This is a genomic window from Pseudobutyrivibrio ruminis AD2017 (assembly GCF_000424305.1).
Taxonomy (GTDB): domain Bacteria; phylum Bacillota; class Clostridia; order Lachnospirales; family Lachnospiraceae; genus Pseudobutyrivibrio; species Pseudobutyrivibrio ruminis_B.
In genome coordinates this window covers 411,463-426,902 of record NZ_KE384162.1, presented here as the reverse complement: position 1 = coordinate 426,902, position 15,440 = coordinate 411,463, and the positions used below count along the sequence as shown (strand labels likewise).

The window sequence follows — 15,440 nt, the reverse complement described above, 5'->3', positions numbered from 1 at the left end:
CCTGACTGACAGATGGGGCAACACAGTTACCTCAATTGCACTATGCTTTGAGGAGGTCATTCATTATGATGAGATCACTTTTCTCTGGCGTGGCTGGTCTTAAGACACACCAGACAAAGATGGATGTTATTGGTAATAACATCTCTAATGTTAACACTGTTGCGTTCAAATCATCTTCAACCACTTTTTCTGATATTATGTATCAGACAACTTCACAGGCATCTGGAGCTACAGAAACACGTGGTGGTGTTAATGCCAAGCAGATAGGTCTTGGTGTTACTAATGGTGCCACAAAGATTTCCATTACATCATCAGGTGCTGCTCAATCAACCGGTGATGCTCTTGATATAAGATTATCAGATACAAATACTACAAACTTTTTCGTTGTAAATAATGGTACTGAAAATGTATTTACAAGAGCTGGTTCGTTTTACATTGATGGTAACGGTAACCTTGCTATGACTACAACAGGTTATCTTGTAATGGGCTGGCAGGTAGACGCACAGAATCCTTCTGTTATTAATAAAAATACAGTAACACCTCTTAGAGTTATGCAGCCTGCAAATCTTACATCTCCACCAGAGGCTACAACAGAGGCTAGCTTCAGTGGTGTACTTGATAAATATGATTCTCAGTTTAGTTCATCTAGTGGTTATGCCAGATCATTTACCATTTATGATAACTTGGGATATTCTTACACCGCTAAGTTTGCAATCAAGCTAGAAGATCCAACAACTTGCAAATATACAATTAATTTAACTGGCGTTTATGATACAAACAATAAAAATATTCTTACTGATTATTTAAATGCTTCTGATGACAATACCTTGGATAAGATTTTTGGTGGTGACAGTACTGTTCCATTTACAAAGGAATATCCATTAAGTACTGGTGTTGAGTCAACAGGTAATGCTAACACAATCAGATATAATGGTGTAGATTATACATATAATCCAAAGACTAAAACCTTTGATGCTGCAGATGGAACAAACGTATCATTAGCGCAGGTTTGCGGTTTAGATGATGATAGTGCTGTAACAGATGTACAATGTACAGGTAGTGGTGCGGATGCTAAATTTGTAATTACATTTGCAGCATCTACTCTTCAGTTCCACACAAAAGAAGGTCACCTTATTTATGCTGGAAATGAAGGTGAAAAGACAATTACTCTACATACATCTTTATTAGGACCTAATAGAAGTATAACTAATCCATTAGAGGGTGATGATATTAATAGAGCCTTGTCAGATATACAGATTGATTTTTCTCAGCTTATGGCTTATGACAATGGCGGTACATCAACAGCTGTTGGTAACAGAGGTGTTCCTGATGGAACAGTTATGCGTGGTGAAGGTAAGAAGCTTGGTACCATGACAGGACTTTCAGTGTCTAATGATGGTAGAATCTTCGGCTCTTACTCAAATGGTAATACAGTTCTTTTGGGACAGATTGCAGCTGCACAGTTTGCTAATGCATCAGGTCTTGAAGAGATCGGTAACAACTGTTACAAGACAACACTTAACTCTGGTGAATTCGATGGAATAGGTGTGGATATTTCTGCTGATGGTTCATCTATGAACACAGGTCAGCTTGAAATGGCTAACGTAGACCTTTCTGCTGAATTTACAGATATGATTACTACACAGCGTGGTTTCCAGGCTAACTCACGTATCATCACAGTATCAGATACAATGCTTGAGGAACTTATAAATCTTAAACGATAATGTAGTTTAGGTTAAATCTCGCTAGGGCGTCTACGCGCCCTAGCTATTTTTATGTATAGTAAGCGGCTACTCAACCTAGGCAAGCGCGAGCAAGAGGGCCCCATTCAGCTAAGGAGGGGCCCTTTAGGGAAGTTTCCTTGGCTGAAATGGGAGATGGCTTGCGGGAGCATGTAGTTCTTGGAAGCCGCGTAGAATAATTGTGTAGAAAAATTCTAAACATTTTGTGAAAATTCTATATTTAGTGGTTAGGACATGGAAAAAACACAATAATATGAGAGGATTTTATGTATAAAAGTAGACAATAAACCTTAAATCTAGTAAAATAAACACAAAAGTTAAAACGCGTAATTCCATATAATTTGGCTAGATTTCACTAAAATTTTACGGGGTGGTGAGAGTTTTGGATATAGCTTCTTTAGCTGGTTTGTTACTGGGTGTAGTAATGGTTATCTTCGGAATCGTTTCATCCGGTGGTGTCGCAGCCATGGCAAACTTTATAGACGTTCCATCGGTTATTATCACAATTGGTGGTTCTTTGTCTTCTTGCTTGGCCTGTAATAAGATGCCAGACTTTATTGGTGGCTTGAAGAGTATCACATTAGCTATCAATGAACCAAAGGTTGTCAGCCCAGCCGACAGTATTTCTCAAATCATTAATTTAGCCAATATTTCCAGAAAAGAAGGTATATTAGCTCTTGAAGAGGCAGCACATAGTATAGATGATGAATTCCTAAAAAAAGGAATTAACTTAGTAGTAGATGGTACAGATCCTGAATTAGTTAGAGCAATTCTAGAAACGGATCTAGACAATATGGAAGCCAGACATAAAGTTTGTATTAACTTTTGGTCTAAATGGGGTGAAATGGGACCAGCCTGGGGAATGATTGGTACCCTTGTAGGTCTGGTTAACATGTTAAAGAACCTTGAGGATGCATCTACAATCGGTCCTAACATGGCCGTTGCCTTACTAACAACACTTTATGGTTCTCTAATTGCCAACTGGCTTACAGGCCCTATAGGAAATAAGCTTGGTGTTAACAGTGGATTAGAGACAATGTCTAAGAGTATTACAGTGGAAGGCTTGCTTTCAATTCAAGCAGGTGAAAACCCACGAGTAATAGAAGAAAAACTTAAATCATTCTTGCCACCTTCAGCACGTGAAGGTATCGGCGGAGGCGATGGAGGAGGTGAAGGCTAATGGCAAAGAAGCCAAAGCAAGAGGAAGCTCCTGCTGGTTCTCCTGCCTGGATGGCCACCTTCTCAGACTTGATGAACCTGTTACTTTGCTTCTTCGTATTACTGTTCTCTATGAGTAGTACTGATACGGAGAAATTTCAGGAAGTAATAGCAAGTATTCAGTCTAGTTTTAGTATTTTTTCATCAGGCGGTACCTCAATAGGTGAAGGTCAAATGATTTCTTCGGGAATCAGTCAGCTTGAAATGTTTGATGACTATTTCAATAGTGTTCATGATGGTGATGATGAACAGTATGAAAAAGAAGGAGCTTCTGACCAACAAAACGAGGGAGAACAAGAAGAGGATGGTTCTGCAACAAATGAAGGTGAAGACACTTCAAATGGTGTTTCTGTAGAGGATGCCAAGGAAGCTTTAGAGGAAGCCGGTGCTTCTGAAAGCGAATCTATTGCAGAAGAAATAGAAAACAAGCTTTCTGAATATGGTCTTCAGGACCAGGTAGAGGTTGAGTTCAATGCAAATTACGTAATGATTACAATTAACGGAGCTCTACTTTTTGATTCAGGTAAAGCAGAACTTACAGAGGATGCACTGACAATAGTTGATAATTTATCTAAGATACTTAGTCAGTACGATAACAATATCATTGAGATTGAAGGGCATACAGATAATGTTCCGATGAAATCTCACACATACGCAAATAACGATGTACTTTCAATGTACAGAGCGCTGTATGTAGCTGATAGAATAAGGCAGGTAACAAACCTTAATCCGGCATATATCAAATCAGCTGGTCGAGGTCAATATGTTCCAATAGCAGATAACAGTACTGCAGAGGGACGAGCAAGAAATAGACGTGTTGAAATCAAAATATACAACTCATATTCATCAGATTTGGGTGAATAAGAAAGGCATGTTATGAAGAAGAATTTGATTACGGTAGTTATACTTGCACTGGTTGTTGTCAATCTTGTTCTTACAGCTGTGCTTACTATTACAATCATACCTGAAACACAAAAGGCTAATGAGTTAATCACAAAGGTTTGTTCAGCCATCGATTTGGACTTGGTAGCCGGGGATACGGCAGGCTCACTTTCTATAAATGTTGCGGATATGGTTGATTACCCAGTAAATAAAGGTGAGACCATGACTATTAACTTAAAGGATAATGGTGATGGCAGCTTACATTACGCAGTGCTTGGAATTTCCTTATCACTTGATTCTACAAACGAAGATTACGCTACATTTGGTGATGGAGCAGGAAACCTTGATACATCAGATAACATCATATGCGATACGATCAAAACTGTTATAGCTTCTCATACAATTGAAGATATGAGAAACAATGAGGATGCAGTAAAGGAAGAAATCCTAGAAGCACTCCAGGGATTGTTTAAGTCAGCATTCATAGTTAGAGTAAACTTTAGTAGTGCTACTTACCAATAATCAAAATTTAGGGACAATAAGGTGGTGAGAAAACTTTGGGTGACGTTCTTTCACAAAACGAAATAGATAATCTGCTTAATGCCTTAACTAGTGGTGAATTAGACGCAGATGAGATCAAAAATAATAAAGAAAAGCCTGTAAAGAACTATGACTTTGCCAGACCATCCAAGTTTTCTAAGGAACATCTTCGTACAATGGAGATTATCTTCGAGCATTATGGAAGATTGCTTTCCACCAACCTTCCGATTTTTCTTAGAAAGAATATACAGGTAGAGGTAATGAACTCCGAAGCTGTTACATACATGGAGTTTTCAAATTCTCTTTCAAACCCTGTACTTCTTGGCGTTGTAGACTTCTCTCCACTAGAGGGAAATATAATTGTAGAAATGGCTTCTAATCTTGGATTTGCAATGGTAGATAGAATGCTAGGTGGTGAAGGTGAACCGCTTGATAAGATTAGAGACTTTTCAGAAATAGAGCTTTTGCTTATAGAAAGAGTCATGACATCATGTGTTGATTTGTTGAGAGAACCATGGGAAAATGTATTAGACGTACATCCTAGACTAGAAAGAATAGAAACGAACTCACAATTCGCACAGATTATATCACCATCTGAAATGATAGCAATCGTTACGGTTAATATCAAAATAGGTGATGTTGAAGGACTTATGAATGTTTGCTTACCTTTTATTACTTTAGAGCCAGTTATGGACAAATTAAACACAAAGTTTTGGTATAGTAGTCAAAAGGAGAAAGCAGGAGAGAATTATTCAGAAACAGTTGAAGGACTCATTTCACATGCTAAGATACCAGTTACAGCGGTACTTGGAAACAGCACTATTACAGTAGCTGATTTCTCCCAACTACAGGTTGGGGATATAGTAAGACTTGATACAAAGGTTGATCAAGAATTGGATGTTTTCGTGGGCGACATAAAGAAGTTCCAAGCCCTTCCAGGAGCATCAGGTAAAGATTACGCAGTTAGGGTGACACAAATCATAAGGGAGGAGCAGTAGAATGGGTGACGGTGTATTATCACAGGATGAGATTAATGCACTACTAAGCGGGGGTATTCCCGATGCACCAGCCGCTGAGCCGGAATCTTCAGGGGGCGGCGGTGGAGAGCTTTCTGAACAGGAGATAGATACTATTGGTGAAGTTGCCAATATAAGCATGGGAAGTGCGGCGACTACACTTTTCTCACTGGTTAATCAGAAGGTAGAAATTTCGACACCAGTTGTTACTGAAACTAATTGGGACGAATTAGCATCTAATTATGATAATTCCTGCGTTGTAGTTCGAATTGGTTATACCAAAGGTCTAGATGGCTCAAACATCCTTGTACTTAAGGAGGATGATGTAAAAGTCATCACAGATCTTATGATGGGCGGCGACGGCACTAATATAGACGGTGAGATTTCAGATCTACACCTATCAGCTATATCAGAAGCCATGAACCAGATGATGGGTGCGAGTGCAACTTCACTATCATCAATGCTCAATAAAATGGTAGATATTTCACCACCAACAGCAACACTTACAGATCTTGCAACAATTGATGCTGGTGATATTGATGAATTCCTGAAAAGCAATTTCGTAAGAATCGCTTTTAAAATGGAAATAGGCACTCTTGTAGATAGTGAAATGATGCAGTTGTATCCAATTTCACTGGCAAAGGAGATGTGTGATTCAGTTCTAAATAATATGGAGAGTGACTCCAAATCAACTGTTGATGACGGGGTTGCTGAATCACCACCACCGGCAGCAGCTCCTGCTCCAGAAGCAGCGGCGGCTCCACCACCACCAGCAGCTGCTCCACCTGGCATGGACCCAAATGCTATGGCAGGACAAATGCCACAAGGACAGCCAATGATGATGCCACAGTACATGTATCCTCCTCAGCAGCAGGTAAATGTACAACCGGCACAGTTTTCTCCATTTGGACCGGGTTTTGCAGCTCAGTTCGCTCAGGAGAATATCGATTTAATCTTAGATGTTCCTTTAGAGGTAACTGTAGAATTAGGTCGAACCAATAAAACAATCCAAGATATTTTGGATTTTGCACCTGGTACCATCATCGAGCTTAATAAAATAGCCGGTGAACCAATAGATGTACTTGTGAACGGCAAGTACGTGGCAAAAGGCGAAGTCGTAGTAATCGAGGAGTCTTTTGGTGTACGTATAACAGAAATCATCAAAGAATAAACAATATATTAAGGAGATGAAAACATGGCAAAAAACATTTTAATCTGTGATGACGCTGCATTTATGAGAATGATGATTAAGGACATTCTCACCAAGAATGGCTACAATGTTGTTGGAGAGGCAGAAAACGGCAAAATCGCTGTTGATAAGTATGCTGAGCTTTCTCCAGATCTTGTACTTCTTGATATCACAATGCCAGAAATGGATGGTATTGGAGCGCTTAAGGCTATCAAGGAAAAAGATCCTAACGCATGTGTTATTATGTGCTCTGCTATGGGTCAGCAGGCTATGGTTATTGAAGCCATTCAGTCTGGTGCAAAAGACTTTATCGTTAAGCCATTCCAGGCTGAGCGTGTATTAGAAGCTGTAAAGAAGGTAATTGGATAAATGATTTTACTTTCTTCGGCGGGGGAAAGCTTCTTTCAATTGATTTTTGCCTTAGTTGTATTTGTAGGAGTCCTTGCGTTAACTACATTTGTGACCAAATGGATTGCAGGGTATCAAAAGACACAAGGGCTTAACAAAAACCTTGAGATAGTTGAGGCTATCAGGTTATCCAATAATAAGTTTGTTCAGATTATAAGAGCTGGTGAGGATAAATATTTTGTCGTTGCTACAGGCAAGGACGAGGTCACACTCTTAGGTGAATTATCCTCATCACAGCTCAGAGAATACGATGAGACAAACGATGTGATAATGCCTGTTGATTTCAAATCAGTATTGGAAAAGTTTTCTAAAAAACAAAATTAAATTTTACGGACGAGTGTGTTATGAAAAAATTAAAGAAGGGGTATTTGATTTTCAGCTTTGTGTTTTCACTAGCTGTAGTTTCATTTACGCTTTTTACTTGCAGCACAAGGGCTTATGCAACTGAATATGGTACAGAATATGGGGCTAGTAACGAGCTGTATGGTGCAACTGAAAATGCGCCTAATGCATCGGATGAGGTTGTCGGCAGTGGCAATAAGGGCTTTTCATTAACTTTTGATGGCGAGGACGGAAATTTTACAGCAACTTTAAGAATGCTGCTTGTGCTTACTATCATTACCTTGGCGCCTTCGATTCTGATAATGCTAACATCCTTTACCAGATGCGTCATTGTACTGCACTTTGTTCGCGCTGCTATTGGAACTAACACAGCGCCTCCAAATCAGATTTTGATAGGGTTGGCGTTGTTTTTAACTTTATTCATCATGTCACCTGTTTTAACTCAGATTAAAACAGATGCTGTTGATCCTTTTGACGCTGGAGAGATTACTCAGGAAGAAGCAATCGATGCAGCAATAGCTCCTGTCAGAGAGTTTATGTATCCTCAGACACAGGAAAAGGATTTGGCATTGTTTTGCGACATTGCTGGCATTACCTATGATTTAGATGAATTAGATGAAGTTCCATTTACAGTTCTGGTTCCATCTTTTATATTATCAGAGCTTAGGGCTGCATTTATTATTGGTTTTTTGATTTATGTACCTTTTATAGTTATCGATATGGTTGTTGCATCAGTACTTATGTCAATGGGTATGATGATGCTTCCACCTACCACGATTTCTTTACCATTCAAGATTTTATTGTTTATTCTTGTAGATGGATGGGATCTTGTTATTGGCGGGTTAGTGAAGACGTTTTATTAATGAGTTTCACATTTTACGGAGAGGATAGGTTATGACTGAAGGACAGGTATTAGACATCATTAGAAACAGTATTTACATTCTATTGATTACATCATTACCACTTTTGCTAGTTTCTCTTGTGATTGGTCTTGTTATTAGTATCTTTCAGACTGTCACATCTATTCAAGAGCAAACTCTTACCTTCATACCTAAAATTGTGGGGGTATTTGCGGCACTTATGTTTTTCGGTCCTTGGATGCTCACAGTTTTGGTTAATTACATTACTGATTTGTGGGCAAACTTTTCATTATACCTGGGCTAGAATAGATGTTTAGCGTACATTTTACCTTACAAAATTTTGAATATTACTTGTTACTCCTTACCCGCATATCCATGTTCGTAGTAGTGGCACCATTTTTCAACACCAGAAATACACCAGCCAGACTAAAAGTAGGCTTTTCTGCCTTAGTCGCCTTGCTGTTATATTTTGTTGTTGATTTTGATGACCTCAATTATTCTACGGTAGTAGGATATGCTTTTTTAGTTGTTAAGGAAGCAATTACAGGCTTAATAATAGGTTTTGCAACTTTTTGCTGCAATTTCATCATTTTACTTTCCGGTAATATGATTGATATGAATATAGGTCTTTCCATGGCACAGGAATACGACCCATCGTTGCAGACAGAAACATCAGCAACAGGAACCTTATATAACAATTTTATAATGATTCTGTTGATTCTTTCAGGAATGCATAGATACATATTCAGAACCTTTTGTGATGCCTATAAACTAATCCCTATTGGTGGAGCAGTTTTTGAATGGGATTCATTAATGAGTTCCACTATTATTTTTATAAGAGATATTTTTGTTATTGGATTTAGAATAGTTCTTCCAATATTTGCAGTAATAATGATACTTAATGCAATACTTGGAATTATGGTAAAGGTTGCACCTCAGATTCACATGTTTTCTGTTGGTGCACAGCTCAAAATTATTGTTGGTTTTATAGTTTTGTTTTTGACTGTATTTTTGCTACCAGATATTGCAACATTTATTTTTAAGGAAATGAAGAAGATGTTGTCACTTTATTTGCAGGGGATGTATTGATGTATGAAGAAAAAGTCTTGTTAATTCCATATAACCTCCAATTCTTCGCTCCAGATGGAGAGGGTGGAGAAAAGACTGAGGACCCTACCAGCAAAAAGCTTTCTGATGCCAGAAAGGAAGGTAAGGTTGCCAAAAGTAAGGAGATTGTTAATGGAGTTTCGCTTTTAGGCTTTTTTATAGCACTTAGAGTTTTTCTAAGCTTCGCAGGAATCAGGATAGCAGAAATCTTTAGATGGATTTACACATTATTTCCTGACATTGTAAATATGAAGGGGGGCTTAACAGTCCAGGCCTTTATAGGAATTTTTAGAAGTTTATTAGGAAAAACTCTTATTATACTTTTACCGTTTTTGCTTATTGGCTTTTCGGCAGATTTTGTTACTAATCTGGTACAGGTTGGTTGGAAGCCAACAATGAAACCACTAGAACCAAAGCTTTCAAAGTTTAATCCAATAAGCGGCTTTAAACGTATCTTTTCTAAGCAGTCAATTGTAAATCTTCTCTTTGCTATAGCGAAGATTTTGCTGGTTTTTTATATTGCATATACTAGTATTAAAGGTCAGGCTAAAACATTATTTTTACTCTATGACATTTCACTTAACGCAGCTCTTAGCCTGATATTCCAAATAATTGTAGATACAGGAATTAGAATAAGTGTAGTTTATATAGTCCTTGGCTTGGTTGATTATGGATATCAACGCTACAAATTTAAAGATGATATGAAGATGACCAAGCAAGAGGTAAAGGACGAATATAAGAACACTGAAGGAGATCCTCAAATCAAAGGTAAACAGCGTCAGAGAATGATGGAAAGCTCTCAGCGTAGAATGATGAAGAATGTTCCTCAGGCTGATGTTGTTATCACGAACCCTACTCACATTGCAGTTGCTATTCTTTATGATAATACAAAGGATGATGCACCTCGTGTTGTAGCAAAGGGTGAGGATTATCTGGCAAAGAAAATTAAAGATGTAGCTAAGGAAAGCAATGTTCCAATTGTTGAAAATAAGCCTTTAGCAAGAGCTTTATATGCAACAGTTGAATTAGATGAAACCATTCCTCCTGAGTTATATCAGGCGGTGGCGGAAATTCTGGCAGTTGTTTATACCAACAGAAATCAGCAGGTTAGCTAATCTTTAAGGAAAGGGGGAGATGAGTATGGATTTTGCAGCTTCAGTTAAAAAATCGGATATAGGAATTGCATTATATTTACTTGCTGCAGTTACCTTCTTCGTTATCCCTATTCCTAATTTTGTTTTGGATATAATGATTGCATTTAATATCTCGGTAGCTCTCATTATACTTATGAACGTACTTTTTGTTCAGGAAGTTTTGGATATGTCCTTCTTCCCAACATTACTATTGTTCACTACTATTTTTAGAATTTCATTAAACGTATCATCTACAAGACTTATTCTTTCAACAGGTGACCCGGGAAATGTAGTTGAAACCTTCGGTAGCTTCGTTGGTGGAAATAATCTTGTTATTGGTGCAATCATTTTCCTTATTCTGATTATCATTCAGTTTATGGTAATCAATAAAGGTTCTGAGCGTGTAGCTGAAGTATCTGCAAGATTTACACTGGATGCTATGCCAGGTAAGCAGATGGCCATTGATGCGGACCTTAACACTGGAGCAATTGACGATGCAGAAGCTAAAAGAAGAAGAGATAAGATTCAAGAGGAATCTGCTTTCTTCGGAGCCATGGATGGTGCTACTAAGTATGTAAAAGGAGATGCTACTGCAGGCTTAATCATAACAGTGATTAACCTTGCCGGTGGTACGGTGATGGGCGTTTTAAACCAGGGACTTCCATTTGCTGAAGCTATTCAGCAATTTGGTATTCTAACCATTGGTGATGGCCTTGTTTCTCAGATTCCATCCCTTCTTATTTCGTTATCAACAGGTATTCTTGTAACTAAGGGTTCAAAGGCTGCTGATTTTTCCGGAATCCTTATACGTCAGCTGTTTGGTATACCAAAGGTTTTGTATATTGTTGGTGCAGCAATGATATTCCTAGGTATTGCAACACCACTTAACTGGGTATTGTTCTTAGCTTTTGGTATTGTATTTATTGTTTCCGGCCATTCAATATCCAAGACAATAGGCGAAGAGGAAATCGAGCAGGAGGTTGCAGCCGAGGAGACAGAGGCAGAAGAAATCAGAAAGCCGGAAAATGTTGTTTCACTGCTGCAGGTTGACCCAATCGAGCTGGAATTTGGTTATGGAATTATTCCGCTTGCAGATGTTAACCAGGGTGGTGATTTGTTAGATCGAGTTGTAATGATTAGACGACAAATTGCCTTAGAGCTTGGTACTGTTGTTCCTATTATTAGATTAAGGGATAACATCCAGCTTAATCCTAATCAATATATCATTAAGATTAAAGGTATTCAGGTAACTGAAGGAGAAATCCTTTTTGACCACTATATGGCAATGAATCCAGGATATGTAGAGGAAGAGATTACAGGTATTCCAACATTTGAGCCATCCTTCCATTTGCCAGCACTTTGGATTACAGAAAGTCAGCGAGAACGAGCAGAGTCTTTAGGCTATACAGTTGTTGACCCACCATCAATAATAGCAACACACCTGACTGAAGTAATTAGAAGCCATATAGCAGAGCTTCTTACCAGACAGGATGTTCAAAATCTTATTGATAACCTTAAGGAAAGTAATCCTGTTATTGTTGATGAGCTTGTTCCTAAGCTGCTTGGTCTTGGAGATATTCAGAAGGTTCTCCAAAACTTACTTTCAGAAGGAGTTTCAATTAGAGATTTGCTTACTATATTTGAAGTCCTGGCAGATCATGCTACAACAACGCATGATACGGATGTACTAACAGAATATGTAAGACAGGGATTAAAGAGAGCTATATCTGGAAGATATTTTGCTCCTAATGAGACAACTCAGGTAATAACAGTTGATCCAAAGGTAGAGCAAGACATAATGGCTTCTATAAAACAGACGGAACAAGGTGCTTATCTAACACTTGATCCAGAAAGAATAAAGGCTATTATAGCTTCCTTAGAGGAGGAGATTAAGAAGGTTGAAGAAATGGGCCAGACGCCTATTGTTGTAACATCGCCTATTGTAAGAATGTACTTCAAGAGTATGACGCAGGATTATATTAAGGATTTGATAGTTGTTTCTTATAATGAAATTGATTCTAATGTAGAACTTTCATCGGTAGGTATGGTAACGGGGTGAGTAAATGACAATTAATAAGTACACAGGTAAAACTGAAGAAGAAGCAATGGAAAAGGTTCGAAAGGAGCTTGGCAATGCAGCCGTTATTATGAATGTGAAGGTTGTTAAGCCAAAGGGCATTGGGGGATTTTTCAAAAGCAGTACCTATGAGGTTACTGCTGCTGTTGAAGATGAAGGATTTTCGAATGATGCTAAGGCATTTGCTGTGGAAACAGCCGAACAGCCTAAGGCTTCAGGTTCTTTTGAAGCTGTTGCAGATGATGCCATCATACTTAAGAATGCTTTTTCTGCAGTAAATGAAGTTTTGGAAAAGCAGGAGCCTGAAGTTAAAGTGGAACAGGTTGTTAAGGAATCGGCTATTAAGGAATCAGCTGCTAAGGAGCCTGATGAGGTGCCTGTCCAGAAAACTGGTATATACAAGAAACCATTAAAAGCTACAACAACTGTAATAAATGAGAAAAAAAATGACGATATTCCTATTAAGGGGTATTCAGAAAAGCCTTCTATAGATGGAGATAATCATGTTTTTGTGAAGATGCTATATAACGTTCTTCTAGAAAACGAGGTTCAGGAAAAATATATTAATCAGGTATTAGAGGACATGGACAAGGTCCTTCGTACCAGCCATTCTCTTGATAATCTATTATCAAATGTTTATCAGAAGATGGTACTGAAGCTTGGTACACCAACCAGAATTGTTCCTGGCGAAAGGCGACCAAAGGTTGTATTTTTTATTGGACCTACAGGTGTAGGTAAAACTACAACTATTGCTAAAATCGCATCAAAATTTAAAGTTGAAGAAGGTAAGAAGGTTGGCCTTATTACTGCTGACACCTATAGAATGGCAGCAGCTAATCAGCTCCAAACCTATGCTAACATTTTAGGAGTTCCTTTAAATGTTATATATTCAGCGGAGGAATTACTTGATACCGTCAAAAAACAGACAAGAGAAAATGAAGATTTAGATGTAATTTTAGTTGATACAATTGGTTTTTCTCACAAAAACGAAGAACAAAGACAGGATACCAAAAAGCTTATTAATGCACTAGGAGATTTTTACGACAGCGAAGTGTATCTTGTTCTTTCGGCTACAACAAAGCAAAAGGATTTGATTGATATTGCAGATTCTTATATGGAATTTGCAAAGTTTAATTTGATATTTACAAAGCTTGATGAGACTAAATGTCTTGGAAATATCTTCAATATGAAACAATATACGAAGGCTCCACTTTCGTATATTACTGTAGGTCAAAATGTGCCAGATGACATTGAGATTGTAAACGCCCAGAAGCTGGTAAAACAGTTATTGGGAGGAAATTAAATGGATCAAGCTGAAAATCTTCGTAATGTTATTAAGGCTCAAAATATAAGGACAGTAGAAAATACTAAAGTTATTACCATTACATCTGGCAAAGGTGGTGTTGGTAAATCTAACATGGCTGTAAATTTGGCTGTGTGGTTTACTCGCCTGGGAAAAAGGGTAATTATTTTAGACGCGGATTTTGGCCTTGCTAATGTTGAAGTAATGTTTGGCACTTTGCCAAACTTTAACTTATCTGATGTTATTTTTAAGGGAATGAGCATCAGAGATATTATTACACCAGGGCCTCTTGGCATTGGATTTATTTCTGGCGGTTCAGGTGTAGTAGGACTAAATAATCTAAATCGTGAACAAATTGCGTTTTTAGTTCACAACCTATCACTTTTAAATGATTTATGTGATATCCTAATTATAGATACGGGCGCTGGAGTTTCGGATCAGGTACTTGAGTTTGTTTTGGCTTCACCAGAAGTTCTTCTAGTATCAACACCAGAGCCTAGTTCCCTTACGGATTCATATTCTTTGATGAAGGCTATGTATAAAAGTCAAAAATATTCTAAAGAAGGAACCAATGTGCACCTAGTTGCTAACAAGGTTATGAGTGAAGCCGAGGGAAGAGCTGTTTATTCTAAGATGGATTCCGTTGTTAAAAAGTTTTTAGGCGGAAATCTGGATTACTTAGGATACATTGCTTATGATTCTTCGTTAGAAAAGGCTGTAAGAAATCAAAAGGTGGTTTCTTTGGAGTATCCTACAGCTAAATCTACCAAGTGCTTTGAAAGCGTTGCTTCAAAGCTACTGCAGAAGGATGAAAGCACTCATTTTAAATGGGGTGTTTCACATATTTTTAGCGCATTACTTAAGGATAGGGCATAGTTTATGGAAATAATTGAACTTAAACCTGGCACACCTATAGAGTTTTCATTTGCCAGTACAAATTCTGACGTGGAAAACAACATAGACGAGGATAGGAGTGTATATATTTCCAGTGTTTTTGGTGTAACAAAAAAAGAGGAAATAGTATTTCATATTCCTACCAGAAAAGGGCATACGGTAACAATTCCAATGAATGTCCCTTTTACTGCTGTGTTTAATACTAAAGCCGGTATGTTTCAATTATCAGGAGAAATAACAAAGCGCGGTAGGCTAGAGAATTTTCCAGTCTACGTGTTTGTGCCAGATAGTAAATTAAAAAAAGTACAAAGAAGAGATTATTTCAGATTTCAATGCTTAATACCAATAAAAGTTCTTCCAATACCTAAGGATGTAGCACTTCTTCCTAACATGACCTTAGTAGAGGATGATTTGGAAAAATATGGTAATACTTACGGTGCCCCTGTTGAAGGCTTTATTTTAGATATAAGTGGTGGCGGAGCTAAGTTTAATGCGAAAGCAGATATTATAACTGAAAGATACATGTATGTGTCTTTTAAGCTAAAAACAAAAGATATAGATGAAACGATAAATGTAATCGCAAAAAGAATAAAAACTGAATATAAAGAAGGCCTAGGAATCTACGAACATCGTATAGAATTTCTTTTTAAAGAACCTGAAGATAGAGAAACAATAATTAAGTACATTTTTGATGAAGACCGACGTTTAAGAAAAAAAGATCAGGGGTAA

General features: G+C 37.8%; 16 protein-coding genes. All 16 read left to right on the top strand.

All coding sequences use genetic code 11. The features are described from left to right. Nucleotides 1-65 precede the first annotated feature (65 nt). The 16 genes from G611_RS0112230 (at nt 66) to G611_RS0112155 (ending at nt 15,440) form a co-directional block, all read left to right on the top strand. Nucleotides 66-1,724 (top strand): flagellar hook protein FlgE, encoded by a 1,659-nt coding sequence (locus tag G611_RS0112230; protein WP_028243871.1) that lies wholly within the window; start codon nt 66-68, stop codon nt 1,722-1,724. Nucleotides 1,725-2,124: 400 nt separating this feature from the next. Next, on the top strand, nt 2,125-2,922 hold the full coding sequence (locus tag G611_RS0112225) for a motility protein A (RefSeq protein WP_028243870.1): 798 nt from the start codon (nt 2,125-2,127) through the stop codon (nt 2,920-2,922). After that, nucleotides 2,922-3,824, top strand: coding sequence for an OmpA/MotB family protein (locus G611_RS0112220; RefSeq protein WP_028243869.1), 903 nt, complete (start codon nt 2,922-2,924; stop codon nt 3,822-3,824). The genes G611_RS0112225 and G611_RS0112220 overlap by 1 nt, the downstream gene beginning before the upstream one ends. Before the next feature lie 12 nt (nt 3,825-3,836). Continuing rightward, nucleotides 3,837-4,364, top strand: coding sequence for a flagellar basal body-associated FliL family protein (locus tag G611_RS0112215; RefSeq protein WP_028243868.1), 528 nt, complete (start codon nt 3,837-3,839; stop codon nt 4,362-4,364). A gap of 35 nt (nt 4,365-4,399) precedes the next feature. Then, on the top strand, nt 4,400-5,380 hold the full coding sequence (gene fliM, locus G611_RS0112210; RefSeq protein WP_028243867.1) for a flagellar motor switch protein FliM: 981 nt from the start codon (nt 4,400-4,402) through the stop codon (nt 5,378-5,380). 1 nt (nt 5,381) lies between these two features. Continuing rightward, on the top strand, nt 5,382-6,569 hold the full coding sequence (fliY, locus tag G611_RS0112205) for a flagellar motor switch phosphatase FliY (protein ID WP_028243866.1): 1,188 nt from the start codon (nt 5,382-5,384) through the stop codon (nt 6,567-6,569). Nucleotides 6,570-6,593: 24 nt separating this feature from the next. Continuing rightward, nucleotides 6,594-6,956: a response regulator gene (locus tag G611_RS0112200; RefSeq protein WP_028243865.1), complete on the top strand. Its 363-nt coding sequence runs from the start codon at nt 6,594-6,596 to the stop codon at nt 6,954-6,956. Beyond that, complete coding sequence (locus tag G611_RS0112195; protein WP_028243864.1) at nt 6,957-7,319, top strand: flagellar biosynthetic protein FliO; 363 nt, start codon at nt 6,957-6,959, stop codon at nt 7,317-7,319. Between the two features lie 20 nt (nt 7,320-7,339). After that, nucleotides 7,340-8,200, top strand: a complete 861-nt coding sequence (fliP, locus tag G611_RS0112190; RefSeq protein ID WP_028243863.1) for a flagellar type III secretion system pore protein FliP — start codon at nt 7,340-7,342, stop codon at nt 8,198-8,200. A gap of 31 nt (nt 8,201-8,231) precedes the next feature. Continuing rightward, nucleotides 8,232-8,501: a flagellar biosynthesis protein FliQ gene (gene fliQ / locus G611_RS0112185; RefSeq protein ID WP_028243862.1), complete on the top strand. Its 270-nt coding sequence runs from the start codon at nt 8,232-8,234 to the stop codon at nt 8,499-8,501. A 5-nt stretch (nt 8,502-8,506) separates the two neighbouring features. After that, complete coding sequence (locus G611_RS0112180) at nt 8,507-9,286, top strand: flagellar biosynthetic protein FliR (RefSeq protein WP_028243861.1); 780 nt, start codon at nt 8,507-8,509, stop codon at nt 9,284-9,286. Beyond that, nucleotides 9,286-10,419, top strand: coding sequence for a flagellar biosynthesis protein FlhB (gene flhB, locus G611_RS0112175; protein WP_028243860.1), 1,134 nt, complete (start codon nt 9,286-9,288; stop codon nt 10,417-10,419). The genes G611_RS0112180 and flhB overlap by 1 nt, the downstream gene beginning before the upstream one ends. Before the next feature lie 25 nt (nt 10,420-10,444). Continuing rightward, on the top strand, nt 10,445-12,496 hold the full coding sequence (flhA, locus tag G611_RS0112170; protein ID WP_028243859.1) for a flagellar biosynthesis protein FlhA: 2,052 nt from the start codon (nt 10,445-10,447) through the stop codon (nt 12,494-12,496). A gap of 4 nt (nt 12,497-12,500) precedes the next feature. Further along, nucleotides 12,501-13,817, top strand: coding sequence for a flagellar biosynthesis protein FlhF (gene flhF, locus G611_RS0112165; protein WP_028243858.1), 1,317 nt, complete (start codon nt 12,501-12,503; stop codon nt 13,815-13,817). Next, nucleotides 13,818-14,693 (top strand): MinD/ParA family protein, encoded by an 876-nt coding sequence (locus G611_RS0112160; protein ID WP_028243857.1) that lies wholly within the window; start codon nt 13,818-13,820, stop codon nt 14,691-14,693. It begins immediately after the preceding gene. A gap of 3 nt (nt 14,694-14,696) precedes the next feature. Next, nucleotides 14,697-15,440, top strand: coding sequence for a flagellar brake protein (locus G611_RS0112155; RefSeq protein WP_028243856.1), 744 nt, complete (start codon nt 14,697-14,699; stop codon nt 15,438-15,440).